22 protein-coding genes and 1 pseudogene are annotated in these 24,947 nt (G+C 70.1%); 10 read left to right on the forward strand and 13 right to left on the reverse strand.

All coding sequences use genetic code 11. The annotated features are described in order from the left end of the window. Positions 1 to 92: 92 nt before the first annotated feature. The 9 genes from BJ982_RS04540 (at position 93) to BJ982_RS04580 (ending at position 10,473) form a co-directional block, all read left to right on the forward strand. Positions 93 to 1,514 (forward strand): SagD/YcaO family ATP-dependent cyclodehydratase, encoded by a 1,422-nt coding sequence (locus tag BJ982_RS04540; protein ID WP_184876833.1) that lies wholly within the window; start codon positions 93 to 95, stop codon positions 1,512 to 1,514. A gap of 45 nt (positions 1,515 to 1,559) precedes the next feature. After that, positions 1,560 to 2,582, forward strand: coding sequence for an LLM class F420-dependent oxidoreductase (locus BJ982_RS04545; protein WP_184876835.1), 1,023 nt, complete (start codon positions 1,560 to 1,562; stop codon positions 2,580 to 2,582). Next, a complete protein-coding gene (locus BJ982_RS04550; protein ID WP_184876836.1) occupies positions 2,579 to 3,979 on the forward strand; it encodes an MATE family efflux transporter in 1,401 nt (466 codons plus the stop codon). The genes BJ982_RS04545 and BJ982_RS04550 overlap by 4 nt, the downstream gene beginning before the upstream one ends. A gap of 325 nt (positions 3,980 to 4,304) precedes the next feature. Further along, positions 4,305 to 4,799 carry a MarR family winged helix-turn-helix transcriptional regulator gene (locus tag BJ982_RS04555; protein WP_184876838.1) on the forward strand — a complete coding sequence of 165 codons (495 nt, stop codon included), beginning with the start codon at positions 4,305 to 4,307 and terminating at the stop codon, positions 4,797 to 4,799. A gap of 137 nt (positions 4,800 to 4,936) precedes the next feature. Continuing rightward, positions 4,937 to 6,565, forward strand: a complete 1,629-nt coding sequence (locus tag BJ982_RS04560; protein WP_184876840.1) for an AMP-binding protein — start codon at positions 4,937 to 4,939, stop codon at positions 6,563 to 6,565. Further along, complete coding sequence (locus tag BJ982_RS04565; RefSeq protein ID WP_184876842.1) at positions 6,562 to 7,515, forward strand: NAD(P)H-dependent flavin oxidoreductase; 954 nt, start codon at positions 6,562 to 6,564, stop codon at positions 7,513 to 7,515. Before BJ982_RS04560 ends, BJ982_RS04565 begins: the two co-directional genes overlap by 4 nt. Before the next feature lie 439 nt (positions 7,516 to 7,954). Then, on the forward strand, positions 7,955 to 8,779 hold the full coding sequence (locus BJ982_RS04570) for a MoaF C-terminal domain-containing protein (RefSeq protein WP_260413686.1): 825 nt from the start codon (positions 7,955 to 7,957) through the stop codon (positions 8,777 to 8,779). Between the two features lie 137 nt (positions 8,780 to 8,916). Further along, positions 8,917 to 9,954: an alpha/beta hydrolase gene (locus tag BJ982_RS04575; RefSeq protein WP_184876846.1), complete on the forward strand. Its 1,038-nt coding sequence runs from the start codon at positions 8,917 to 8,919 to the stop codon at positions 9,952 to 9,954. A 153-nt stretch (positions 9,955 to 10,107) separates the two neighbouring features. Continuing rightward, positions 10,108 to 10,473: a cupin domain-containing protein gene (locus BJ982_RS04580; RefSeq protein ID WP_184609287.1), complete on the forward strand. Its 366-nt coding sequence runs from the start codon at positions 10,108 to 10,110 to the stop codon at positions 10,471 to 10,473. A 98-nt stretch (positions 10,474 to 10,571) separates the two neighbouring features. On the opposite strand, the pseudogene BJ982_RS04585 reads toward BJ982_RS04580, so the two are convergent. The 12 genes and pseudogenes from BJ982_RS04585 to BJ982_RS04640 form a co-directional block, all read right to left on the reverse strand. Next, positions 10,572 to 11,417 (reverse strand): annotated as a pseudogene (locus BJ982_RS04585) (ABC transporter ATP-binding protein); the annotation flags it as partial. Positions 11,418 to 11,628: 211 nt separating this feature from the next. Beyond that, positions 11,629 to 12,687 (reverse strand): ABC transporter ATP-binding protein, encoded by a 1,059-nt coding sequence (locus tag BJ982_RS04590; protein WP_184876849.1) that lies wholly within the window; start codon positions 12,685 to 12,687, stop codon positions 11,629 to 11,631. Positions 12,688 to 12,721: 34 nt separating this feature from the next. After that, positions 12,722 to 13,609 (reverse strand): ABC transporter permease, encoded by an 888-nt coding sequence (locus BJ982_RS40245; RefSeq protein WP_184876851.1) that lies wholly within the window; start codon positions 13,607 to 13,609, stop codon positions 12,722 to 12,724. Positions 13,610 to 13,727: 118 nt separating this feature from the next. After that, on the reverse strand, positions 13,728 to 14,666 hold the full coding sequence (locus tag BJ982_RS04600; protein WP_184876853.1) for an ABC transporter permease: 939 nt from the start codon (positions 14,664 to 14,666) through the stop codon (positions 13,728 to 13,730). Then, a complete protein-coding gene (locus BJ982_RS04605) occupies positions 14,666 to 15,724 on the reverse strand; it encodes an LLM class F420-dependent oxidoreductase (RefSeq protein WP_184876855.1) in 1,059 nt (352 codons plus the stop codon). Before BJ982_RS04605 ends, BJ982_RS04600 begins: the two co-directional genes overlap by 1 nt. A gap of 39 nt (positions 15,725 to 15,763) precedes the next feature. After that, a complete protein-coding gene (locus BJ982_RS04610) occupies positions 15,764 to 16,507 on the reverse strand; it encodes an enoyl-CoA hydratase/isomerase family protein (protein WP_184876857.1) in 744 nt (247 codons plus the stop codon). A gap of 30 nt (positions 16,508 to 16,537) precedes the next feature. Then, positions 16,538 to 18,184 (reverse strand): ABC transporter substrate-binding protein, encoded by a 1,647-nt coding sequence (locus BJ982_RS04615; RefSeq protein WP_184876859.1) that lies wholly within the window; start codon positions 18,182 to 18,184, stop codon positions 16,538 to 16,540. A 173-nt stretch (positions 18,185 to 18,357) separates the two neighbouring features. After that, positions 18,358 to 19,164 carry an enoyl-CoA hydratase/isomerase family protein gene (locus BJ982_RS04620; RefSeq protein WP_184876861.1) on the reverse strand — a complete coding sequence of 269 codons (807 nt, stop codon included), beginning with the start codon at positions 19,162 to 19,164 and terminating at the stop codon, positions 18,358 to 18,360. 71 nt (positions 19,165 to 19,235) lie between these two features. Beyond that, complete coding sequence (locus BJ982_RS04625; protein ID WP_184876863.1) at positions 19,236 to 20,165, reverse strand: phosphotriesterase family protein; 930 nt, start codon at positions 20,163 to 20,165, stop codon at positions 19,236 to 19,238. After that, positions 20,150 to 20,863 carry a CoA-transferase gene (locus BJ982_RS04630; RefSeq protein ID WP_184876865.1) on the reverse strand — a complete coding sequence of 238 codons (714 nt, stop codon included), beginning with the start codon at positions 20,861 to 20,863 and terminating at the stop codon, positions 20,150 to 20,152. The genes BJ982_RS04625 and BJ982_RS04630 overlap by 16 nt, the downstream gene beginning before the upstream one ends. Before the next feature lie 107 nt (positions 20,864 to 20,970). Next, complete coding sequence (locus tag BJ982_RS04635) at positions 20,971 to 21,726, reverse strand: CoA transferase subunit A (protein ID WP_184876867.1); 756 nt, start codon at positions 21,724 to 21,726, stop codon at positions 20,971 to 20,973. Beyond that, positions 21,726 to 22,451: a GntR family transcriptional regulator gene (locus BJ982_RS04640; RefSeq protein ID WP_184876868.1), complete on the reverse strand. Its 726-nt coding sequence runs from the start codon at positions 22,449 to 22,451 to the stop codon at positions 21,726 to 21,728. The genes BJ982_RS04635 and BJ982_RS04640 overlap by 1 nt, the downstream gene beginning before the upstream one ends. Positions 22,452 to 22,609: 158 nt before the next feature. On the opposite strand from BJ982_RS04640, the gene BJ982_RS04645 reads away from it, so the two are divergent. Beyond that, positions 22,610 to 23,365: a GntR family transcriptional regulator gene (locus tag BJ982_RS04645; RefSeq protein ID WP_184876870.1), complete on the forward strand. Its 756-nt coding sequence runs from the start codon at positions 22,610 to 22,612 to the stop codon at positions 23,363 to 23,365. A gap of 128 nt (positions 23,366 to 23,493) precedes the next feature. Here BJ982_RS04645 and BJ982_RS04650 read toward each other — a convergent pair whose 3' ends face one another. Next, positions 23,494 to 24,918 (reverse strand): aldehyde dehydrogenase family protein, encoded by a 1,425-nt coding sequence (locus tag BJ982_RS04650; protein ID WP_184876872.1) that lies wholly within the window; start codon positions 24,916 to 24,918, stop codon positions 23,494 to 23,496. Between the last annotated feature and the right edge of the window lie 29 nt (positions 24,919 to 24,947).

Genomic DNA, 24,947 nt, shown 5'->3' on the forward strand with positions numbered 1-24,947 from the left:
GAAGGCGGGTGGGCCGCCGGTTCGGCGGCCCACCCGCCGCGTACCGGCATCCGGGCCGATCCAGGCGTCCTTCCAGAGGGAGGAGCGATCACATGAGGAACCCGATGGCCGAGCCGGAAACACCGGCCGGCCCGGCCGCGGCGGACGAGGCCGAGGGCATGGAAGAGGTGGCCGCCCGTCTCGGCACGGAGGGTGGGCTGGGCCTCATCCGGCGCCTCACCAGGGATCACCCCCGCCTGGACCTCGTCGCGACCTGTGTCTCCTACAGCGCCCGCCTTTCCACCCCTCCCGGATCGGCCGCCGTCATCGACACCGTCACCGGCGGAGCCGCGTTGGCGGATCCGGCCCGTGCCCGGTACGCGGCCATCGGAGAGGCCGTGGAGCGGTACTGCGGCAACGCCGTCCCCGCCGAACTGCCGACCGGCTCCTACGAGCGCCTTGCCCGCGAGGGCCGGCCGGTCGCGGACCCGCGGACATTCGCGCTCTACTCCCGCGCCCAGCACGCCCAACGGGGGTTCCCGTTCGTCCCCATGACCCCCGACCTGGAGATCGCCTGGGCCCACGGCGAGGATCTGAGCGACGGGCGGCAGATCCTGGTTCCGGCGTCGCTGGCCTACGTCAACTACTTCCGCGGGACACGCGCCGCCGAGGCGCCCACCAACTACCCGATCCTGGCGGGGACCGCCGCCGGCCTCACCCCGGAGCGAGCCCGGTTCGCCGCGCTCCTGGAAGTCCTGGAACGCGACGCCGTCACCGTCTGGTGGACGAGCGGGGCGCCCGCCGCACCACTCGTGGCCGGCACGGGCGGCCGTCTCGGCTTCGCGCTGCGGGAGGCGGAGCAGGCCGGTCTGGACGTCACCCTGCTGCGCATCCCCTCGTCCTTCGACGTCCCCGTCGCCGGGGCGTTCATCGAGGACCGCGCGCGACGGCTGGTCGCCTTCGGCAGCGCCTGCCGTCCGACCGCCGAGGCCGCGGCCGCCAAGGCGCTCACCGAGGCCGTCGGCATGCACGCGACCGGCTTCGAGCTGCTCGACCGGGACGGCCCCTTCTGGCGGGCCGTCGACGCCGGCCGGATCAGCCGCCACCCCTACCGGGCGCACCGCGCCGACCGTGCCTATCTGGAGGACTTCCGGCCGGACTGGCGGGACGTCAACGACGTCCGCCTCCACGTCCAGGTCTACCTCGACGCGCGCATGCAGGACACCCGCCTGGACCGCCTGCGCACCCCTGCGGCTCCCGCGGCGTCGCCCGATGACGCGGGAGCGGCCGGCCCGCTCGGCTCGCTCACCGCCCATGGGCTGCGCGCGATCGCCGTCGATCTCACGACCCCGCAGGTGCGCGCCGCGGGCATGCACGTGGCCCGGGTCATGGTGCCCGGCCTGTACTGCAACGCCCCTGCCGCGTTCCCCTTCCTCGGCGGCGACCGGCTCCACCGCGAACCCGCCGCGCGTGGGTGGGTGCCCGGCCCGCTCACCGAAGACGATCTCGTACGGGATCCGCTGCCGTTCTCCTGACCACGACCCCTTCGACTCTCCGGCAGGCATACGGAAGGAGCGCGCATGCGCCTCGGGCTGGCTCTCGGCTACGGCGGGGAACCGATGGAACATCTGCTTCCCGTCGTCGAGCACGCCGAGCGGATCGGCGTCGACTCGATCTGGAGCGTGGAGGAGTACGGCCCCGACGCCGTCAGCGTCCTCGGGTACCTGGCCGCGCGCACCGAACGGATCGAGCTGGGCACCGCGATCATGCAGATCCCCGCCCGTACGCCCGCGGCCACCGCGATGACCGCCATGACCCTCGACGTGCTGTCCAAGGGTCGCTTCCAGCTCGGTCTCGGACTGTCGGTCCCGTGGATCGTCGAAGGCTGGCACGGCCAGCCGTACACCCGGCCCCTCCAGCGGACCCGCGAGTACGTCGAGATCGTCCGCAAAGCGATCGCGCACGAGGAACGCGTCGAGCACGGCGGTGAGATCTACCGGCTCCCCTACCGCGGACCAGGCTCGACCGGCCGGGCCCGGCCGGTGCGCTCGGAGATGAACCCGCTGCGTCCGCACATTCCGATCTATCTAGGGGCCATCGGCCCGCGCAACGTCGCCCTCACCGGAGAGATCGCCGATGGCTGGCTGGCCGGGATGTACGCTCCCGAGCACGAGAAGGCGCTCACCCGTCCACTCGACGAGGGAATCACCGGGGCGGGCCGGGCTTCGAGTGACGTCAAGATCTGCCCCATCCTGTACGTCTCCCGCGCCGCGACCCCCGGGGAGGGCCGTGACCGGCTACGGCCGCTGTTCGCGCATCTGATCGGCGCGGTCGCCCCCGGAGTGCGCAATACCTACTTCGACGTGGCCTGCCAGATGGGGTACGAAGGAGCCGCGCACGACATCCGCCGTCACTTCGCCGACGGTCACAAGACCGGCGCCGCGCAGGCCGTACCGGACACCCTGCTGGACGAGGTCGCCCTCGTCGGGCCGCTGCCGGCGATCGTCGAGCGGATCCTCGCGTGGAAGGACTCACGCGTGGACACTCTGATCCTTCTCGACCGCGACACCGAACTCATGGAAGCCGCGCGGGCGGTCCTGTGAGCCACGGCACGCCCCCGGCCTCTGCCGAGACCGGCGCGCGTCCGGCGATGGGCCAGGTCTGGGACCTGGCCCTTCCCCTTCTCGTCGCCGGGCTGACGCAGATCGTCGTCAACCTCGTCGACACCGTTCTGCTCGCCCGGCTGTCCCCCGTGGCGCTTGGGGCGTTCGCCCTGGCCGCGCCCGTCCATCTGATCGGCCTCGTCATCGTGCGGGGCTGGGCGACGGCCGTGCAGGTGCGGGTGTCCCGAGCGCACGGCGCTGGACGGCCCGGCGAGGTCGCCCAGATCGTGCGCGCCGGGCTCGCCACCTCCGTCATGGCCGGCGTCGCCGTCGGAGCAGTGCTCTTCGTCACGGCCGGTCCCGTGCTGGCGCTGCTCGGCGCCTCTGGGGAGCTGATCGGCCCAGGAGTCGCCTACCTGCGGGTGCTGGCCCTGGCCGTCCCGTTCGCCGCCGCCTCGTTCACGTTGCTGGCCGCGTGCTCGGGCATCGGCGTCACGCGCGCGTCGCTGTACAACGCCGTACTGGTCAACGTCGTCAACGTGCCGCTGGGCGTACTCCTGATCTTCAATGCCGGTCTGGGCCTCACCGGCGCCGCCCTGGCCACCTTCGCCGCGACCGCGGCGGGGACCGGGTTCTTGCTGATCTACTCCAGAGCCCGGTTGCCACGCGCCGCCGCGGGCGAGACCCCCGAGGGGGGTCAGGCACGCGGAGTGATCGCGGGCCTGTGGGCCATCGGCTGGCCGGAGATGGGCGCGATGGGCGTCGGATACGTCAACGAGGCGCTGCTCGCGGGGTTCGCCGCCCGCATCGGCACGCTCGACCTGGCGGCGTACCGCATCGTGGACAACCTGCTGCTGCTGGTGTTCACCATGCTGAGCTCCGCCGCCACCGCCATCACGATCCTGGCGGGCCAGGCGCTCGGCCGCGGCGACCACGCGCACGCGGAGGCCTGGCGCCGGACGGGAGCCCAGCTGTTGCTGATCATGCTGGCCGTCCCCTCGGCCGTGATACTCGTCCTCGGCCGGCCACTGCTCTCCCTGATCACCGGCGACGCGGTGGCCGCCCTCGCCTGGGCCGCGGTCCCCCTCGCGTTGCTCAGCATGGCCCCCATGGTGCTCGCCATGTCCCACGCCGCGCTGCTGCGCGCCGCCGGGGACAGCCGCGGCGTCATGATCGTGTCGGTGGCCTGTGACTACGCGGTGCTGATCCCCCTGGGGTGGGTCCTCGGTGTGCTCTTCGGGCTGGGGCTGCCCGGCCTCTACGCCGCGTGGATCGCCTTCGCCGTGCTGTTCGCCGCCCTGCTCCATATCCGTTCGCGGCACCAGGCCCGGCGCGACCGGCCACCCGCGGCGAGCGTCGAAGGCCGCGGACTCGCCGGTGAGGCGGCCGCGTCCTGAACCGGCGGCCGATTCGGCCCGCGCTCGCCGCTCCCGACGCCGCCCATGTCCATCTACCCGAGCGGGAGATGTTCCTCCACGAGTCGTTTCCGGGGCCAGGAGACCAATCGGAGCGCGAAGGCTTTCCCGTCAAGGGTGAGGGTGGGCAGGGTGAGGTCAAGGCACCGAGTTCGGTGAAGCGGGGGGGGAAGGGGGAAGGCTTGTGTGCGGCCCGGTGGAGGAAAGCGCCGGCGGGTCCGGGTGCGTGGCGATCAGAAGGCGGTCGCCAGGGATCGGCTAGTTGTTGATGATGCAACACAGGCCCCTGGCCCACTACGATCTGTCCATGCCCGATCGCGCGAACGTCAGGGATGTCCTCCCCATCGCCGAGTTGCTGTCCTATCGCCTGTCACGCACGTCGGCGGCCCTCTCCCGCAGTGCGGCGCTGCGCTACCGCCGCGAGTTCGACGTCACCCTCGGCGAGTGGCGGGCGATCGCCCTGATCGCGTCCAATCCGACGCTCACCCTCAACCGGCTGGCCCGGCGCGCAGGGCTTGACAAAGCGCAGATGAGCCGGGTCGTGACCAAGCTGACAGAACGGGGCTTGGTCAACCGGACCGCGGGGTCCGGACGGACACATCAGCTGGCGCTCACCGAGGCGGGCATAGAGGTCTACCGCGGGCTCATACGCGCGGCGAACGAGCGCGACGCGACGTTCCTCGCCGTCCTGTCAGCACAGGAGCGAAAGGTGCTGGTGCGCGCACTCGACAAACTCGCCGACCTGGCACTGGACGTGGAGCGTCAGGAACGTGAGCGCACAAACGACCCTCAAAGTAGTTGACAACATCAACAGGGTCGCGTACTCCTAGAGCCAGCACGAGGAGGTGGCTCGATGGCCGACGCGAGTACGATCCGCGCGTACGTCGCCCCGGGTGGACCACAGGTCCAGCGCACCGAATCCGGGACGGAGGAAGCTTGATGGATCTCAGAAGGGCGTGTCCCGTCACCGCGCACGAGGCGCTGGACCGCGCCGTGCTGCTCGCTCCCGACGTCGAGGCGGTAGTCACCGCCGATGACCGAATCACCTACGCCGAGCTGGCCGGGGAGGTCGCCCGCATCCGCGCGGCTCTCACCGCCGCCGGCATCGGGCACGGTGACCGGGTCGGCGTCTGGCTCGGCAACGGGCCACGCTGGGTCGCCCTGTTCGTCGCCCTCGGGAGCGTCGGCGCCGTCACCGTCCCGGTGAACACCCGGTTCACCGCCGGCGAGGTGGAGTACACGCTGCGCCACGCCCGCATCTCCACCCTGTTAATGGCGGACCGAGTCCTGCGCACGGATTTCATCGCGATGCTGCGCGAGCTCGGCATCGGTCACGACGGGACCCCGACCTGCCCGGCCCTGCCCGAGCTCACGTCGGTCGTCGTGCTCGGCGACGACGTCCCCGGCTGGGCGACCGCGTGGCCGGACTTCATCGACGCGGGGAGCGATGTGGGCGCCGTGCCGCCCGCCGCCGGTCCGGACGACGTCCTGCTGGTCCAGTACACGTCCGGCACCACATCGCGACCGAAGGGCGTGCTGCTCACCCATCGCAGCATGTGCGCCGACGCCTTCTTCGCCGGGGTACGGCTCGGCCTGCGCCCGGGCGATCGCTACCACAGTGCGCGGCCGTTCTTCCACGTCGCGGGGAGCACGCTCTCGGTGCTCGCGTCGATCCAGCACGCCACCACACTGGTGACCATGCCCCGCTTCGAGCCCGCCGAGGCGCTGCGCCTGTTCGAGGCGGAACGGTGCACGCACTTCTCCGGCAACGACACCATCGCACTGATGCTGCTCAACCACCCCGACCGCGCCCAGCGGACGCTGCACCTGCGGGGAGCCTGGGTCGCGGCGTCCCCCACGGTGATCCGGCGCGTGATCGACGAACTCGGCGCCACCGAGTGTGTCGCCGCCTACGGCCTGTCCGAGGCCTCCCCCAACGTCGCGTTGTCCGCCTGGTGGGAGGACGAGGCCGTACGTGCCTCGGGCGCGATGCGTATCCAGCCGGGTGTCGAGGTCCGGATCCGCGCCTTCGACGGCGGTGCCGACTGCGCCCCCGGCGAGCCGGGCTCGATCCTCGTCCGCGGCTGGAACGTCATGCAGGGCTACCTGGACGACGCCGAGCAGACCGCCGCCACCATCGACGCCGACGGATGGCTGTTCACCGGCGACGTCGGCATCCTCGACGAGGCCGGGCGCCTGCACTTCGTCGGACGCACGAAGGACATCATCAGAGTCGGCGGGGAGAACGTCGCGCCCGCCGACGTCGAGGATGCCCTGCACCGCCATCCCGGCGTCCGTCAGGCCGCCGTGGTCGGGGTCCCCGACGAGCGGTTGATCGAGGTTCCCTTCGCGTTCGTCGTACTCACCGAGGCCGGTAACGCCACCGAGGAGGAGTTGCTCGACTGGGCCCGCGCGCGCCTCGCCGGGTTCAAGGTCCCCCGTTACGTCCGCATCGTGGACGGGTTCGAGGACATCGGGATGACCGCGAGCTCGAAGGTGCAGAAGAACCAGCTCGCGGCCCACGCGCGCAAGCTGCTCGAGCAGGAGCGCAGCGAGGTGGGGGCGTGATCTCCACCTCGGTCACCCGCCTGCTCGGAATCGACCTGCCGATCATTCAGGGCGGCATGTCCTGGGCCTCGTCCAGCTCAGCCCTGCCGCTCGCCGTGAGCCGGGCCGGTGGACTCGGCGTCGTCGCCGTGGGCCCGATGCGGCTCGCCGACCTCACGCGCACACTCGACGAGATGGCCGCCGGGACCGACCGGCCCTGGGCCGTCAACCTTCCCCTCTACCGGCGGGGCGCCGACGAGGTGATCGACATCCTGCTCCAGCGCAGACCGCCGATCCTGATCGCATCCCAGGGCGGACCGCAGCGCTACCTCGAACGCTTCCGTGACGTCGGCACCACGTGCCTGCACGTCGTCGCCGGCACTGAGCACGCCCGCAAGGCCGCGGCGGCGGGCGTCGACGGGCTCGTCGTCGTCGGCGCCGAAGCGGGCGGCCACCCGCCACCCGCCATGGTCACCACACAGGTCCTCGTGCGTGCCGTCGTCACCGAGGTCCCCGACATCCCCGTCATCGCCTCCGGCGGCGTCGCCGACGGCGCGGGCCTCGCCGCGATGCTCGCGCTCGGGGCCGGCGCAGCGCAGTTCGGCACCCGATTCCTCGCCAGCCACGAGGCGACCGTCCACCCGAACTACAAGGCCGCCGTCCTCGCGGCGACCGTCGACGGCACCCGGGCCGTCGGACGCGGGCTCGGCGTCACCCGCGCGCTCGCGAACGAGTTCACCGCCCGCATGACCGAACTCGAAGAGTCCAACGCGGACATCGACGTGCGCCGCAAAGCGTTTCAGGCCGCGACGCTGAGGGACGCCGCACTGTACGGCGACGTCACCTGGGGCAAGGCCGAGGCGGGCCAGTCCGCCGGACTCATCCACTCGGTGCTCCCGGCGACCGAGATCATCGAGCAGATCGTCGCGGAGTACGTCGACGCCTGTGAGCGGGTCCGACCACCTCGGTAGCGGTCGCCCGGCGCGCTTCACAGCCTGTCGCCAGTCATCCGACGTGCGGCGATCACCCGATCTGGTGCGGGCTCAAGGCACCTTGACAGCACCGAACCTGTCGAGATCGGATATGGGATCCAAGCTTTGCCCTTGAGGCAGGGGAGGTAAGTCTTGAACGATACTGTTCAAGAGACGCGGACCGGCCACGTCACCACGGCGTTCGCCCATGACTTCGCCGAGTTCCACCACGGCGTCTCCGCCTCGTTCATCCCACTCCACGTGATCAGCGTTACACGTAACGATCGTCGTATACCCGCGCGCTTACTGACAAACCAGAGTCCGCCGCTGCGGGCGAACCCGAGCTTGATGAGCCGAGCGGGAGTCACAGGCGCTGCCTCATCCGCGCCCGCGGCGTCCTCGCTCGCCCTCGCCTCGTCTTCCTCCGGTGAGGAGAACCATGATTAGCGATCTTTCCGAAGCCTCGATCCGTCGACCCATCCACGGACTTCTCGCGGCCGCGGATATCGGCCTCACCAGAACCGATCCGCCGTCCGCCCTCGTCGGTCGCGTGGTCGTGCTCTACGACGGCCACGGCACCCGCGTCACGCACCGTTTCGGCGCGGACACCGTCACATGGACGCGTAGCCCGGGGCGCGAAGACGACGTCTCGGCCTCCGGAGAGGGCCGCTATGACGCGTTCCGGATCGCGGACGATCTCTTCTACGTGCAGTTCCGTCACACGCGGACGCCGGCGGAGTCCGTGAGCCTCACGCTCGACTTCACGAGTGGGCACGCACTGTCGGTGATCACCCTGATCAGCGACCCCTCGCCGGGCGGGCCTCGGGTCCGGCAGCGCTTCGCGACGGCGCGGATCGAAGGCATCGAGTCGACGATGCTTCCCCCCGCGCCGTCCACCGCGCTCACCGGCCGCCGTGTGCTGTGGGAGTACGGCCCCGACCGCGTGTACGAGCACATCTACCTCGGGCCACGACAGTACACCTGGCAGTGCCTGGCCGGTTCGGAGGAAGGGCTCGCGGACACCGACGAGTGCACTGCCTACGAACTGCGCCCCGGCATCTTCCTGTTCGCCTGGCGGGAGAAGGCGCTCCCCTGCGCGGCGGTGACGGTCACCGACCACCGCGACATCCGCAGCATCCGTTCGCGGGGCGTGCTGTTCGGGCTCGACGAGTCCCGGCAGGATCTCGCCCATTTCACGCTCGACGGGTTCGGCAGGCTGATCAGCACGACGGTCTATCCCGCCGAGTTCGACCCGGCGCGTTAGACCAGTTATCGCGGGCCGGACGGCATACGCTGTCCGGCCCGCGGTGCCCGCACCAGACGACCGCGCAGACTGATACATCACATCTAGTGTTTGTGGGCCGCCTCCCTCCGTCCGAGATCCAAAGGAGTAGCCACCCGATGACCGTGACGCCCGTCCCGTTCGATCCCGATCTCCTGCCCGTCTACCAAGCGCTCCACACCGGCGGGGGCCCGCCGCTCGGCCCGGAGACCGTACGCGCGGGGCGCGACGGCGGCGGGTCGATGACCAAGCCCATCGAGGAGATCCTCGGCGACCGCCCGGTGGAGTTCGAGGACCGGGTGATCCCGGGCCCGGCCGGAGCCCCGGACCTCACCGTCTCCATCCTGCGCCCGAAGAACGGGGTCACGACTCCGGCCGCGCTGTACAACATCCACGGCGGCGGGATGTGCATGGGCAACCGGTTCTGGTCCATGGAAAGCTTCGTGGAGCTCGTCGACGTCTACGGGCTCGTCGCGGTCTCGGTCGAGTACCGGCTCGCACCCGAGCACCCGCATCCCGCGCCGGTCGAGGACTGCTACGCGGGCCTGGTCTGGGTCTCCGAGCACGCCGGCGAGCTGGGCTTCGCCCCGGGACGGATCGTCGTGATGGGGCGCAGCGCGGGCGGCGGCCTCGCCGCGGGCGTGTCGCTGCTGGCGCGCGACCGGGGTGGGCCCGCCATCGCCGGGCAGGGGCTGTACTGCCCGATGATCGACGACCGGAACACCACGGCGTCGAGTTATCAGTACGACGGGATCGGCTGGTGGGACCGCGACAGCAACCTCTGGGGCTGGCGTTTCCTGCTGGGTGACGACACGGGCGGCCCGGAGGTGTCCCCGTACGCCGCGCCGTCGCGGGCGACCGACCTGTCCGGTCTCCCGCCCGCCTACATCGACGCGGGCGCCTGTGAGGTGTTCCGCGACGAGGCGGTCGACTACGCGACACGCATCTGGGCGGTCGGCGGCCAGGCCGAGCTGCACATCTGGGCGGGGGCGTTCCACGGCTTCACGGAGCAGGCTCCGGGCGCCGCGGTCAGCCGGGCGTCGAAGGCCGCCCGCGACTCCTGGCTGGAGCGCGTCCTCGGTCTCCCCCGGGCGACCGCTCGGCAGGCCGCAGGCGGCCGGCCGGCCGGCGTGCCGACGGGCGGGGCACACGGATGACGAGGGCCTCCGTCCTCGATATGCACCAGCTTTTACATCTGATATATTAGGATAAGAATCTAAAACAATCCTTCACGCAGCGCCGTCGTCATCGGCCCCGGCGAGGACCGGGGCCAGGCCGTCCGGCGATCATGAGGAAGTGAGGAGCGATCCATGACGATGAACTTTCGCCCCGCAGAGCTCGATCTGAGCGACGCGAAGCAGCGGCCGCTCGTGCCGCCGAGCGCCACGCCCATCGAGCCGGCCGAGATTCTCACCCGCAACCGCGTCCTGCACATGAGCGAGGACAAGAAGTTCATCATCGGCACCTGGGAATGCGCGCCGGGGTCGTCCCGTTGGGAGTACGACAACCGGGAAGAGTCCGTCTACGTGATCTCCGGCACCATGACCGTGCAGGAGGACGGCGGCGAGCCCGTCAAGCTCACGCCCGGGTCGAGCGCGGTGTTCCCCTTCGGCTGGAAGGGCACCTGGACCGTCCACGAGACCTTCCAGAAGGTGTACCACATCTACCGCCACTAGGTCGTGGCGCGTAGCAAGGCCCGGAAGCCGCATGGCTTCCGGGCCTTCCGCATTGTGCGCCTGGCACGGGCGGTCGCTCCGGGGTGGTAAGTCCCCTGCTACTCGTGGGCGGGGAAGTGGCAGGCGTTCAGTGCGCCGAGCCCGGTACGGTCGAGCAGTGCGGGTTCCTCCTGCGCGCACACGTCGGCGGCCTTCCAGCACCGGGTGCGGAACCGGCAGCCGCTCGGCGGATCGGTCGGGCTGGGGACGTCGCCCTCCAGGATGATCTCTTTCCTCCGGCCGCGGGAGGAGACGTCGGCCGAGGGGATGGCGCTCAGCAGCGCCTGCGTGTACGGATGGCCGGGCTCGGACAGCACCTCCGGGCCGGCCTCGACGATCCGGCCCAGGTACATCACCAGCACGCGGTGGCTGACGGCGCGCACCACGGCCACGTCGTGCGCGATGAGCAGGTAGGCCAGTCCCAGCTCGTCCTGCAGGTCCATGAGCAGGTTGATGATCTGGGCCTGGATCGACACGTCGAGCGCGGAGATCGGCTCGTCGAGCACCAGCACCCGCGGCTTCAGCGCGAGCGCGCGCGCGATGCCGATGCGCTGCATCTGCCCACCGGAGAACTCGTGCGGGAACCGGTTGGCGTACACGGGCTGGAGGCCGACCATCTCCAGGAGCTCTTCGGCCACGTACTTGTCCCGTGGGATCCCCTGCACGCGGAGGGGCTCCTCGATGATGTCCCGCACCCGCATCCGCGGGTTGACCGACGCGAACGGGTCCTGGAAGACGATCTGCACCTCCCGCCGCAGCATCCGCATCTGGCTCCGGCTCGCGGTCCTCAGGTCCATGCCCTTGTACCGGATGGACCCGGCGGTCGGGCGGACCAGCCCGACGAGCGACCGTGCGACGGTCGACTTGCCGCACCCCGACTCTCCGACGAGCGCGACGGTCTGACCCTTGTCCAGCGTGAAGTCCACTCCGTCGACGGCGTACACCGTCTCGGCGTACCGGCCGCGTACGCGCCTGCCGAGCGGAAAGTGGATCTTAAGTGCCTCGATCCGCAGCAGCTCCTCGCCGACCGGTTCCGTGGGGTCCACCACGTCTTGTTGTGTGCTGTGGAACATGGGCTACGGCTCCTCACCGTCGAGCACGAGCGCGGGGGCACGCTCAGGGAGTGACCTCTTCAAGGAAGTGGCATGCGGACCGGTGGTCGTCCGTCGGCGCCGGGCGCAGCTCCGGCTGTTCCAGGAGGCACCGCTCCCGGTCGCCGCGGAGGCTGCACCTGGGCGCGAAGGAGCATCCGGGGGGCAGGTCCGTCGGGTTGGGCGGAAGGCCGGGGATCGGTGTGAGCCGCCGCCGGACGGAGTCCGACGGCAGCCGGCTCGGCGTGCACCGGAGCAGGCCGACGGTGTAGGGGTGCTTGGGGTTTTCGAGCACCTCCTCGACGGTGCCCATCTCGACCACCCGCCCCGCGTACATGACCAGGACGCGGTCGACGTTCTGCGCCACCAGGCCGATGTCGTGGGTGATCAGCATGATCCCGACGTTGGCGCGCCGCTGCACCTCGCGCAGCAGCCGCATGATCTGCGCCTGGATCGTGGCGTCGAGCGCGGTGGTGGGCTCGTCGGCGATGAGCACCTTCGGGTCGCAGCTCATGGCCATGGCGATCATCACCCGCTGCCGCATGCCGCCGGACAGCTCGTGCGGATACTGCCGGGCGCGCCGCTCCGGCGCCGGCACCCCGACGGCCGCGAGCAGTTCGACGGCCCGGCGCCGGGCCGCCTCCTTGTCGGCCCTGGACGGCTTGCGCCGATGGGCCAGGATCCCCTCGGCGATCTGCGCTCCGATCCGGTGGACGGGGTTGAGCGAGGTCATCGGATCCTGGAAGATCATCGCTACGTCGGACCCGCTCGCCGCCCGCAGGCTGCGGCGATCGAGCGCCAGCAGGTTCTTCCCGTCCACCCAGATCTCGCCGGACACGACCTTGCCGGAGGGCTTCGGGATCAGCCCGAGGGTCGACATCGCGGTCACGCTCTTGCCCGACCCGGACTCGCCGACGATGCCCAGCGTCTCCCCGGCACGCAGGTCGAAGCTCACATCGTTCACCGCCGCCACGGTCCCGCGTTTGGTGGTGAACACCGTCGTCAGGTTCCGCACGGACAGGCATCCGTCCGACGCCGGGGTCTGCGGACGTTCGTGGATTTCGGACTCGGTCACGTCGGTCATCGACACACCTTCGGGTCGGCCGGTCTCCGGCAGGTCAACTGTTCGCGGTCCGGGGATCCAGCGCATCCCGCAGTCCGTCACCGAGGAGGTTGAAGCCCAGGGCGGCGACGAAGATCGCCAATCCGGGCACCAGCGAGAACAACGGGTCTGTCTGCAGGTAGGTGGTGCCGTCGCGGAGCATTCCACCCCAGGTGGCCGTGGGCGGCGGCAGGCCGAGGCCGAGGAAGCTCAAGCCCGCCTCGATCCGGATCGTCACGGCCGCGGTCATGCTGGCGATGACCACCATCTCGCTGCGCAGGTTGGGCCAGATGTGCTTGTACAGGATCCACGGCGCCCGCGCGCCGAACACGATGCTGCTCTTCACGAACTCCCGCTCCCGGAACGCCAGGGCGGGACCGTGCGCGAGCCGGGCGAACACCGGGACGATGCCGATCACGATCGCCAGGGTGATGTTCCAGGTTCCCTGTCCGAACAGGGCGACGAAGAGCAGGGCGAGGATGAGCCCGGGGAACGCCATCAGCACGTCGACGATCCACAGGATCACGCGCTCGGTCTTCCCCCGGAAGTAGCCGGCGATCATCCCGACCGGAATGCCCAGGGCCATCCCCAGCAGCACCGACGACACCCCGATGAGCATCGAGGCCCGCGTGCCGTGGATCAGCCGCGTGTAGATGTCCCGGCCGAACTGGTCGCGGCCGAGCCAGTGCGCGGCGCTCGGCGACTCCAGCTGTGCCGCCAGATCCTGGCGCGCCGGGTCCTGGGAGGTGAACAGGGTCGGGAAGAGCGCGACGAACACCAGAAAGGCGATGATCAGCCCGCCGATGATCAGCAGCGGATTGAGCCGGCGCAGTCCCCGCCTTCCGGGCTTCAAGAGATCTCGTGAGCCGCCCGTGCCCGTTGGGGGGACGACGGCGGTCACCACCGCTCCCGAGTCGTTCGTCGTCATGCTCGCACCGGCATTCGTGTCGTCTCGACGTCACTCAGGCGCCGAGTGCTGTGGATACGGAGCGGCCGGAGGGTCATCGGATCCATGGAGGACCTCACGCCGTCTTGGTTCGGGGGTCGAGGACGTGGTAAAAGGCGTCGACGGCCGCGTTCACGAGGACGATCACCGTGGTGACCACGATGATGCAGCCCTGCACGGTCGTGTAGTCACGTGCCTGCATGGCGTGGACCATCAGGCTGCCCAGCCCCGGGCGGGCGAACACCGTCTCGATGAGCACCGCGTCCCCCACCAGGGTGATGAACGAGATGCCGGCGATCGGGACGAGCGGCAGCGAGCCGGGCTGGAGCACGTGGCGCACCAGGACGCGGCCCTCCCGCACCCCTTTCGCCCGCGCCGTGCGGACGTGGTTCTCCCCGATGATCTCGACCATGAGCGAGCGGGTGACCCGGGAGGTGTAGGCGGTGCTCACGATTCCCATGGCCAGCGCGGGCAACAGGATGCGTTGCAGGTTGGCGCCGATCTCGGTGAAGGGGGCGACCCCGTTGGTCGGCAGACCGAGCGGCAGCGCGATGAACAGGACCAGCAGCACGGCGACGAAGAAGCTGGGGAAGGACAGCCCGATCAGCGACATGATCCGCCCGATGATGTCGGGCGACCTGTCCTTCCACACCGCTTCCACGATGCCGAGGGTGATCCCGCCGAGCTTGCCGATGATGAGTCCCGCCACCGCGAGCTCCAGCGTGTGCGGGAGCACGCTCAGGATCGTCCCGCTCACCGGCAGGCCGTTGGTGAGCGACTCGCCGAGGCTGCCCCGGAGGAGCTGCGTCAGGAAGTTCCAGTACTGCGTGAGCAGCGGGTCGGTGAGCCCGAGCTTCTCGTTGAGCCGCGCCACCGCGTCCGGGGACGCGTCCTGGCCCAGCATGGCCACGGCGGGGCCGCCGGGGGTGAGCCGGATCAGGAAGAACACGGCGGTGGAGACCACCCCGAGGGTCAGCAGCAGCCGCCCGAACAGCTTCAGGGAGTAGCGCGCCATCAGCCGTTCTCCGCTCGTGAGGCCACGGGTGCGCCGCAGGCGGCTCGCGATGCCGCGAAGACGCGGGCGAGCACCGGAAGGTGTCGCTCGGAGGTCCGCGCGATGAGCGTCGTGGCGACACAGTCGTGCCACCGCGTCTCCAGATCCCGCTGAACCTTCTCGGGCGGACCGACCAGCGCGATCGCCTCGACCATCTCCGTGGGCACCGCGGCCGCCATGCCCGCGCGGTCCCGGGCCTTGAACCGCGCGACGATCTCCTTGCAGGGCTCCTCGAAGCCGAGCCGCGCGATGGAGTTGTAGTGGAAGTTCATGCCTTCCGCGCCGTTGGCCGCGACCTGGAAGGCGATGCCCGGCCGGAGCTCGTCGGCGGCCGTCTCGACGTCCGGTCCGAACGCGACGGCCACGCCGGGAGCCACCTCGAAGTTCTCGGGGCGGCCTCCGGGCCGGCGGCTGAACCCGATCTCCAGGCGTTCCCGGTACCAGTGGTCGAACTCCGGGGAGAAGTTCGTCGGCAGCCAGCCGTCGGCGATCTCGGCGGCCAGCGAGATGTTCTTCGGCCCCTCCGCGCCCAGGTGGATGGGAATGTCGGTGCGGGCGTCCCGGATGCCCGGGCGGATCGAGCGCCCCAGCCCGGTTCCGCCGGTCACCGGGAGCTTGTAGATCTCGCCGTCGTAGGCGACCCGCTCCCGCTTGAACGTGTCGCGCATGATCGCGATGTACTCGCGAGTCCACCGCAGCGGCCGTTCGAAGGGCATGCCGTACCACCCCTCGACCACCTGCGGGCCGGACAGCCCCATGCCGACGACCACGCGCCCGCCGGAGAGCCGGTCCAGCGTCATGGCGGCCATCGCGGTCGCGGTCGGGGCACGGGCCGCCATCTGCGCGACGCCCGTGCCGAGACGCATCGTCCGGGTCTTGGCGCCCCACCAGGCCAGGGGGGTGAAGGAGTCGGTACCGTACGACTCCGAGGTCCACCCCGACTCGTACCCCGCGGCCTCGGCGGCCTCGGCGGCGTCGGCGCCCAGCGTGTAGATCGAGCAGGCGAGCTTATCGATCACCCGACGCTCCTTCCGGCCCGACCACCGCCCGTGGCGTGGTCACCACTGGAAGTTCGCCCCGTTCTCCCGCCTCGCGAGCTGCGCGGTGCGCATGACCCGGTAGCCCGCCTGGACGGCGGCGCCGTAGGGGATCTCGGCGGACTCGTAGAAGAACCTCTTCGCCATGTGCACCGCGTAGGCCTGGTTCGCCGCGATCTGCCGCGCGACCTCCATGGCTCGTTCCTCAAGCCGCTCGGCGGGCACGACCTCGTTCACGAGGCCGATCCGCAGGGCCTCGTCCGCCGGCACGCGCCGGCCGGTGACGAGCATCGACATCGCCGCTCGCGTGCCGACGACCTCGCACAGCCGCGGGATGCCGTTGCCCTGGACGAGGCCGTGCGTGACTTCTGGATGCCCGAACACGGCGTCCTCGCTCGCGATCACGAGGTCGGTGAGGTTCACGACCAGCGTCCCGAGACCCAGCGCGTAGCCCTGCACCGCCGCGATGATCACGGGCCGCGCGTACCGGAAGTTGTGCGACATCTCGCTGCCGGTGGACACCTCGAACGTGGGCGTCCGGCTCCGCCCCAGCTGGTTGCCCAGCTCGCTGAGGTCGGTGCCGCCGCAGAACGCCCGGCCCTCGGCCCGCAGCACGACCGCGCGGCAGTCCTGCAGCTCGTCGCCGGTGAGCACCGCCGCCAACTGCCGGTGCATTTCGAAGTTGAACGCGTTGAGCTTCTCCGGCCGATTCAGCGTGATGACGCCGACGCCATCGGTCACGACCTGGAATTCGACCTCGGCCACTACAGCACCTCTCTTCCGCACAGAACGGGATCAGCAGTCTTTGGCTTGGGAATCGATGGTGGCCTTGTAACTCGGCTGCCAGTTGCCGGGAATCGCGACCGTCGGCTCGGCGCCGCCCATGGTGAACCCGCAGACCGCGCCGTACGCCTGGTAGGACACATAGAGCGGCTTCGCCGCGGCGTCCTGCAGGATCTTGTCGTTGATCTCCTGCCACAGCTGCGCCTGCTCCTTGGAGTCGGACGTCTCGGACGCCTTCTCGATCAGGGAGTCGGCGCCGTCGTATCCGCCGAAGTTCTGCGCGGGGTGCTTACCGCCCCGGACGGCCGAGGGTCCGTAGAAGAAGTCCGTGAACGGGATCTGCGGCGTGGGCCGGTAGGAGATGAGACTGAGCATGAGCGGCTCCTGGCCGGTCATGATCGCCGTCTGCCAGGTGGGCACGTCCACGTTCTTGATCTTGACGTTGACGCCGATCTCCTTCATCTGGGCCTGAAGGATCTGGAAGGAGGTCGCGTTGCTGGGCGCGGTGACGGTGACGTCGAAGCCGTTGGGATATCCCGCCGCCGCCAGCATCTGACGGGCCTTCGCCACGTCGAAGTCGTACGCCAGGCCGGCCTCCTGCACGTGCGAGTCGGGGATGCCGCCCGGCAACTGGGCCCCCCACACGCTGAGCGTCGGCTTCGCGGTCCGCTGCCCGGCCGAGGCCACGTAGTCGGCGCGGTTCACCGCGTACGCCAGCGCCTGGCGCACCTCCGGCTTGGCGGTCGGGCCGACCTTCGTGTTGAACAACAGGTACCAGGTGCCGAAGAGCGGAGCCTCGACGACCTTGAACCCCTGCCGGGAGTCGATGACCTCAAGGCCCTTGTCGCCGGTCGCGGTGGGCGCCGCGACGTCGAGGTCGCCGCCGAACAGGGCGGCCTGCCGGGCCGTGTCGTCCGCCATGAACCGGATGTCCCACCCGGCGGACAGCGGCTTGCCCAGGTAGTAGTCGTCGTTCGCCAGCAGCTTGATGTTCTGGCCCGGGGTCCAGCTCTCGAACTTGAACGGCCCCGGCCCGACCGGGTGCTTGCCGAAGTCCTGGCCCTCGGCTTCCGCCGCCTTCTTGCACACCACGAGCCCGCCCTGCCAGTTCGAGATCGTCGGCAGGAACGCGGCGGGTGACACCGGGTGCTTCATCGTCACCTTCACGGTGCCGGGGTCCACCGCCTCGACCTTGTCATAGGCGGTGAACACCGAGGCGAACGTCGAGGTGTCGGGGCTGGAGGCACGCTTCAGCGAGAACACCACATCGTCCGACGTCAGATCGTAGGCCGGGGTCTTCTGGCCGGCGGGGCACTTCACGCCGGTGCGGAGCGCGATCGTCCACACCTGCTTGCCGTCCTGCGTCGCGGCCTGGGGGATCTCCTTGGCGATCCCCGGCTCGAACGGCGCCGTCGAGTTGCCCGGCTGATAACGGACCAGTCCGTCGAACAACATCATCGACAGCGTGCGATCGACCGGCTGTACGGCACGGACCGGGTCCATCGACGTGATGCCCTCGGTGGCCACGCCCCATCGGATGGTCGGCCGCTCGTTCGTCGCCGAACCGCTGCCGGCATCGGCACTACAGCCGGTGGCGGCCAATACCGCGACGAGCGCGGCAGGGCCGGCCACGCGGGCCTGAACCCTGGATACCTTCATCGTTCGCTCCCATGTCCCGGGCACTGACCCGATTCCGAAGGTTTAGGAATTGCTGCTACGGGTCGTGCCGAGACGGCGGCGATCCCGTCCCCGAGTGGTGGAAACCGCGCTGGGCTGATTTCGCCTGCGATATAACTTTGGATGTTACACCTGAAATATCACATATGCAATAGTCATTGCGTCGGGCGGGCGGCCACTGCCCCGTTCCCCGGGCCTGCCGGCGAGCCCGCCGCCCCGCGGCCGCCGGACATCCCCTCGCGGGTCATCAGGCTGACGTCGCGGGCGTACTCGAAGGCGTGGTCGAAATCGAGCTCCTGGACGGCCCGGAAGACCCGCTTGGTGAGGCGGATCGCGGCCGGCGACTTCTCCGCCAGGGCCTGCGCGTAGCCGACGGCCTCGGTCATCAGGTCGGCGGCGGGCACGATCCGGGTGACCATGCCCATCGCGTGGGCCTCGGCCGCTTCGACGAACCGGCCGGACAGCAGCAGGTCGAGGGCCTGGAGGCGCCCGACCGCGCGGCTCAGGCCGACCGCCACCGTGACCGCGGCGATCCCGTGGTTGGTCTCCGGATAGCTGAACCGCGCCGTGTCGGCCGCGATGACGACGTCACACGACACCGCGAGCGCGCAGCCGCCGCCCACGGCGAACCCGTTGACCGCGGCGATCACCGGCTTGGGCACCCGCGACAACCGCTCGTAGATCCGGTCGTTGTCGATCGCCTGCGAGTACCGGCCCCACAGGTCCTCCGGCCGGGGGCTCGTCCCGGCCTCCTTGAGGTCGGCGCCCGACGAGAACGCGGAGCCGTTGCCGGTGACGACGATCGCGCCCACATCCGGGTCGGCGACGGCGTCGTCCACCGCCTGGTGGAAGCGCCGCATCATCTCGCTGTTCAGCGCGTTGCGGACCCGGGGACGGTTGAGGATGATGACGCGCACCCTGCCGTCGGTCCGGCACAGCACCACCTCGGCGTTGTCGGCCACTTCGCTTTCTCCTGACGTCGATGGGACCTGACTGGAATAGGGAATCGGCTGGATCGGCTGGATCGGCGCGGTCAGGAGCCGACGAGAAGGCGCGCGGGGTTGTCCACCATGATCGCTTCGACGACGTCGGCGGGAACCCCGGCCTTGTGCAGATCGGGCACGACCTGCTTCAGCACGTACGCGTATCCGGGTCCGCCCGCGCTGCCGCGATCCCCCGGGATGCACACGTCGTGGGAGATCAGCAGATGTGACGCCCAGCCCCGGCGGATGAACTCCGCCATGGTGCGGATGCGCCGTTCCTGCTGGTGGGGGTTGCGGGGGCCGTTGCGGTCGTAGCTCACCATCGCGCCGCGTTTCGCGAGCTGCTCGTGGTAGTCGAGGTAGGGGTACATGTCGCAGTGGGCCACGGCGACCCGCCGCAGGTCGCAGCCCTCTTCCTCAAGCACGTCGAGCTGCCATCTCCCGACGTCGCTCTTCACCGCGTGCAGGACGAGCCCGAGACCGGTCTGCTTCTGGGCTCTGGCCGCGGCGCGCAGCACCCGCTCCTCGGCCGCGGACAGATAGCCGTGGTCGGCCCCGATCTCCCCGATCACACCGGGCCGAACGCCGTGCACCCCGGTCCTGATGTCCTCAAGCAGGACCTCGGTCAGCTCCGCGACGCTGACCTTGTTCATGTCCTCCTCGTAGAAGGACTCGCGGTACCAGCCGCAGCCCATCACGATGTGCACGCCGGTCTGCTCCGACACCGAACGCAGCAGACCCGGGTTCCTCCCCAGGCCGTTGTTCGTGCAGTCGATGATCGTGCCGCCGCCCGCCGCCTTGAACTCCATGAGGTCGGGCACGGCGTCCTCGGACTCGTCCAGGGTGGGATCGGGCCGCGGCCGGTCCTTGATGAGGTCGCAGACCACGTGTTCGTGCGGCATGATCCGCCCCAGGTCCGACGCCGGGACCGGCCCGCACACGGTCTGGACGGTCCGGCCGCTCGCTACGCCGCGGTCCACAGGTCGTTCCTGTCGCTCTTGAGCGTCACCTCGGCGATGCCCTCCGGCGCGGCCACGAGCTCCACCTCGGTGAGCCGCTGGGCGTCCTCAAGGCTCCAGCCGGGCACGAGTTCGCGCACGATCGCCGTGCCGTCCTCCAGATCGATCACGCCGATGTCGGTGACCAGCCGGTCGACGCACCGCGGCGCGGTCATCTCCAGGTCGAGCCGGTTGACGAACCGCCGCGGGCGCGGCAGCAGCTGCATGGCGACGACCACCCGCCGGGCGCAGAACGCGAGGTCCTGGGCGCCGCCGATCGCGCCCGCCACCGCCCCGGGCAGCCAGAAGTTGGCGAGGTCCCCCTGCGCGCTCACCTGGAACGCTCCGAGGATCGTCGCGTCGAGGTGACCGCCCCGGATCAAGGCGAAGGACTCCGCGTGATCCATGACGACCATCCCGGGACGGGGGATGATCGGCTGCCGGCCCGCCGTGGCCAGCGACGGGTCGACCTCGTCCTGGGTGCGGGCCTGCCTGCCGTGCCCGAGGACGCCGTGCTCGCTGTGCAGCAGGATGTCCTCGTCCTCGATGAAGAGGCTGCACAGCATGGGCACACCGACGCCCAGGTTGATGACGTCTCCCTCGCGGAAGTCCTGTGAGATGCGTCGCGCGATTCCGACCCTGGTCAGCGATGGCGCGGAGGGGTGTTGAGCTGACGTCATAGCCTGGCCGGGGGTCCGGGCGTAGTGTCCCCCGAACTCCTTTCCCGAGGATGGATGCACCCGAGGCCGCCCGACCGCCTCGGTCCTGGAACTCACTGGACCGTTGGTCACCTCACCATGAGGCGCCTGTCGCTCAGTACGATCCGGTCCACGTACGGACCGGGAGTGACGATGTGCTGCGGGTCCAGGTAGTCGACGACTTCCTCGACCTCCACGATCGTCACCTTGCCGCTGCCGGCCACGACGGGGTTCGTCGTCCGGGCGCCGTGCCGGTAGATGAGGTTGCCGAACCGGTCGGCCTGGTATGCGGAGATGATGGCGAAGTCGGGGCGGAGCGCCGTTTCGAGAACGTGCGGCACGCCGTCGAAATGACGGATGTCCTTTCCCGCACCGATCTTCGTGCCCGCGCCGACCGGGGTGTAGACGCCGCCGAGACCCGCGCGCCCGCAGCGCAGCCGCTCGCACAGGCTGCCCTGCCCGATCAGCTCGATCTCCACGTCGCCCCGCCGGACACCCGCCTCCAACGGGCCGTCGGCGTTCGCGTTGTTGATCGACGAGAAAGTGGTGATCGCCTTGCGCACCTGGCCGAGCTCGGCGAGGTACCCGACGGGGTAGACGCCGTCCTCCGGCTCCGGGATGTACGGCTGGTCGCCGCGGTAGGTCCCGTACGACTGCGCGCCGGCGCGGCCGCGGCCGGACTCGCACGCGATGATCGTCAGGTCGCGCAGTCCGCGTTCGGCGATTGCCTTGATCAGCGTGCTCGGGACACCGGGCACTCCGACGAAGCCGCCGAAAGCGATCATGGCGCCGCTTTCGATGTCGACAACGGCCTTGGCCGCCGACTCCACGACCTTGTTGATCATCAGTCACCTTCCGTGCGTTGCGACAACTTCGAGTAGGCGGTGGGCGCCGGCGCGCCGTTCGGGTGCGCCGTCACCACGAGAAGGCGCACCCGTGCGGTGGCGTCCAGCATGTGATCCCGCATGGCGATGTAGGCGGCGTCGGGGTCACCGGCCTCGATCGCCTCCGCGATGGAACGGTGCTGAGCCGCGGACTCGATGAGCCTTCCGGGCTGGCTGAGGTTGCGGAACCGCAGCAGGCGCACCCGCCCGTCGAGCACCGCGAACGAGTCCCGCAACCCGTCGCTCCGGGCCATCGCGAGAAGGGCTTCGCGGCGTTCTTCCAGCGCCCGCACGTATTCCTGGACGTTGTCGGAGCGAGCCAGCCGTTCGAGCTCGTCGAAGGCCCCGCGAAACGCGGCACGTTGTTCCGGGGTGCCGCGTTCGGCGGCCCACGCGGCCATCATGGGTTCCAGCGCGGTCTTGATCTGGTAGACGTCGGTGATCTCCTGCGGGCTGATCTCCCGGACGAAGACGCCGACGCGCGGGGTGATGGTGACGAGACCCTCCACGCTCAACTGCTGCAGAGCGTCACGCACCGGTGTCCGGGAGACGCCGAACCGCTCGGCGAGTTCGTCGGTCGAGATCCGCGCGCCGGAGGCCATCGTGCCGTTGTAGATCAGCGCGCGGATCTCCTCGATGACGACGTCCTTCGCCGAGAGGACACGGAGTCTCAGGGGAGTGCGCACAACCTCAAGTGTGAGCGCTGATGTACTACATGTCAAGGATCAGCATCTCAGTGCCGCTCGGTGACGCCGCTCCGATCAACACTGGCCGGCCCTGTCGTACGGCTACGATTACGTCAGGGGAGTTCTGCACATCAGCGCTAATGGAGTAGGTGACATCGTTGGATTCACAGGTCCGGATCCTCTCGGCCAAGGATGTGGTCGCCGAGGAGATCCGCGCGCTGATCTACAACGGCACGATGGCCTCCGGCGCGCGGATCTCGACCGACGAACTCGCCGAGCGGTTCGGCGTGTCCCGGACACCGGTGCGTGACGCTCTGCAGCAGTTGAGCGTGGAGGGTCTCGTCACCATCACCCCGCGCGTCGGCGTCTTCGTCCGGGAGATCAGCCCGCAGGAGATCACCGACGTCTACCAGATCAAGACCGCGCTGGAACCCATGATGGCCGCGTGGGCCGCCGTACGCGGCACCCCGGAGCAGCGGAACGCTCTGCTGCGGTCGGTGACCGATCTGGAGCGGGTGGCCGAGGCCGAGGACATCCCCGCGTACGTCCGCATGATCGAGGAAAGACACGAGATGATGCTGACGATGGCCGGGAGCGGCGGGTTACGCGACGCGCTGGGCGTTCTCGACGGCCGCGTGCGCCTGCTGCGGTTCCGCAACCTCAGCCAGCCCGGCAGTCTCGCCGAATCCGTCGCGGGACACCGCGCCGTCGCCGAAGCGATCGCCGCCGGCGACCCGCAGGCGGCGTACAACGCGATGCAGGCCCACAAGGCGCGTTCGACCGCGAAGGTCGAGGCGCTGATGCCGGCGACCGTCAGCGACACGCCGTCGATCACCCAGTTGGCGGCGGGCCGGCGCGGGACGTCCCGGTCGACGCGCGCGCCCAGAAAGCGCTCGCCTTCGACCTCGAAGTAGGCCCCCCGGCCCGCATCAGGCCGGGCGGGTCCTCCGACATCCCTCGTTCGCGCCGCCCCGCCGCCTGCCCTCGTTCACCGAGGGTCGCCGGCTCGGCCGGCCGTGCATGTCACGAGTTGTGGCCGCGCCTACCCGCCACTCGCGCTCTTCCCGATCCGGACCGACACGAACTTCGCCTGGGTGTAGTGCCGTAGCGCCTCGACGCCCTTCTCCCGGCCGTGGCCGCTGTTCTTGTAGCCGCCGAACGGGCCCTCGATCAGCCCGGCCGTCCACTCGTTGACGTAGACCTGTCCCGCCTGCAGGGCGGCCGCGACGCGGTGAGCCCGGCCGAGGTCCGCCGTCCAGAGGCCCGCCGCGAGACCGTAGTCGGAGTCGTTGGCCTTGGCGACGGCGTCGTCCTCGTCGTCGAACGGGATGACCACCAGGACCGGGCCGAAGATCTCCTCGCGAGCGATCCGCATCTCGTTCGTCACCCCGGTGTAGATCGTCGGTTCGATCAACCAGCCCTCGCCGGTGGCCCGCCCGCCCGTGACCAGCGTGGCCCCCTCCTCGTGCGCGACGTCGAAGTAGGACAACACCTTCTCGAACTGGGCCTTCGTCGTCTGCGACCCGTAGTCCTCGCCCGGTTTCACCGTCCGCACCCGTTCGGCCAGCCGCGCCACGAACTCGTCGTGGATCTCGCGGGCCAGCAGCAGACGGGTGCCGTTCGAGCAGACCTGCCCGGCGTTCCCGACGAACGCCCTCGTCGCGCCGGCGACGGCCGCGTCGAGGTCGGCGTCGGCGAACACGATGTTCGGCGACTTCCCGCCCAGTTCGAGCGTGACAGGGATGATCTTCTCAGCGGCGGCCCGGCCGACTATGCGGCCGGCGCGCACCGAACCCGTGAACGCGACCTTCCGGACAAGCGGGTGCTCGACGATCGCGCTGCCCACGACGTCGCCCATGCCGGTCACCACATTGAGCACCCCCGGCGGCAGCCCGGCCTCGGCGGCGATCCGCCCGAGCTCCAGCGTGGTCGCCGACGTGAACTCCGATGGCTTGCAGACCACGGCGTTGCCGACCGCCAGCGCCGGCGCGACCCCCCTGGCCGCCTGGTTGAGCGGGACGTTCCACGGGGTGATGACCCCGACCACGCCGAACGGCTCGTGCCGCGTGTATCCGTGGTAGCCGTCGCCGAGGTCGAGGATCTCCCCCGTCGGCACGTTGACCAGGCCCGCGTAGAACTCGAAGAACGCCGCCGCGCCCCTGATCTCGACGTCGGCCTGCCGCAGCGGCTTGCCGGTCTCGGCGGCCTCCAGCTCGGCGAGCCGCTTCCGCTCGCGCCGCAACCCCGCCGCGATGCCCATCAGGACCCGGCCGCGGCGGATCGGCTTCTCCGCCGCCCACCCGGCGAAGGCGGCGTTCGCGGCGGCCACCGCCCGGTCGGCGTCCTCGCGGACACCCGACGGGATCTCGCACACGACCTCGTCCGTACCGGGCCTGGTCGACGTGAGCCGCTCTTCACCCGCCGACGGCGCCGGACTGCCGTTGATCCAGTGCTCGTACCTGATCATTATTTCGCGAACTCCTCACCGACCGAACC

The sequence above is a fragment of the Sphaerisporangium siamense genome (assembly GCF_014205275.1).
GTDB classification, from domain to species: Bacteria; Actinomycetota; Actinomycetes; order Streptosporangiales; family Streptosporangiaceae; genus Sphaerisporangium; species Sphaerisporangium siamense.

What these genes read in the sequence shown, in the direction of transcription:
- BJ982_RS04570 (WP_260413686.1), top strand. Translation starts at nt 7,955, where the DNA reads ATGATTAGCGATCTTTCCGAAGCCTCGATCCGTCGACCCATCCACGGA.
- BJ982_RS04590 (WP_184876849.1), bottom strand. Translation starts at nt 12,687, where the DNA reads ATGACCGACGTGACCGAGTCCGAAATCCACGAACGTCCGCAGACCCCG.
- BJ982_RS04635 (WP_184876867.1), bottom strand. Translation starts at nt 21,726, where the DNA reads ATGATCAACAAGGTCGTGGAGTCGGCGGCCAAGGCCGTTGTCGACATC.
- BJ982_RS04630 (WP_184876865.1), bottom strand. Translation starts at nt 20,863, where the DNA reads ATGACGTCAGCTCAACACCCCTCCGCGCCATCGCTGACCAGGGTCGGA.
- BJ982_RS04600 (WP_184876853.1), bottom strand. Translation starts at nt 14,666, where the DNA reads ATGGCGCGCTACTCCCTGAAGCTGTTCGGGCGGCTGCTGCTGACCCTC.
- BJ982_RS04540 (WP_184876833.1), top strand. Translation starts at nt 93, where the DNA reads ATGAGGAACCCGATGGCCGAGCCGGAAACACCGGCCGGCCCGGCCGCG.
- BJ982_RS04575 (WP_184876846.1), top strand. Translation starts at nt 8,917, where the DNA reads ATGACCGTGACGCCCGTCCCGTTCGATCCCGATCTCCTGCCCGTCTAC.
- BJ982_RS04650 (WP_184876872.1), bottom strand. Translation starts at nt 24,918, where the DNA reads ATGATCAGGTACGAGCACTGGATCAACGGCAGTCCGGCGCCGTCGGCG.
- BJ982_RS04555 (WP_184876838.1), top strand. Translation starts at nt 4,305, where the DNA reads ATGCCCGATCGCGCGAACGTCAGGGATGTCCTCCCCATCGCCGAGTTG.
- BJ982_RS04580 (WP_184609287.1), top strand. Translation starts at nt 10,108, where the DNA reads ATGACGATGAACTTTCGCCCCGCAGAGCTCGATCTGAGCGACGCGAAG.
- BJ982_RS04615 (WP_184876859.1), bottom strand. Translation starts at nt 18,184, where the DNA reads ATGAAGGTATCCAGGGTTCAGGCCCGCGTGGCCGGCCCTGCCGCGCTC.
- BJ982_RS04545 (WP_184876835.1), top strand. Translation starts at nt 1,560, where the DNA reads ATGCGCCTCGGGCTGGCTCTCGGCTACGGCGGGGAACCGATGGAACAT.
- BJ982_RS04560 (WP_184876840.1), top strand. Translation starts at nt 4,937, where the DNA reads ATGGATCTCAGAAGGGCGTGTCCCGTCACCGCGCACGAGGCGCTGGAC.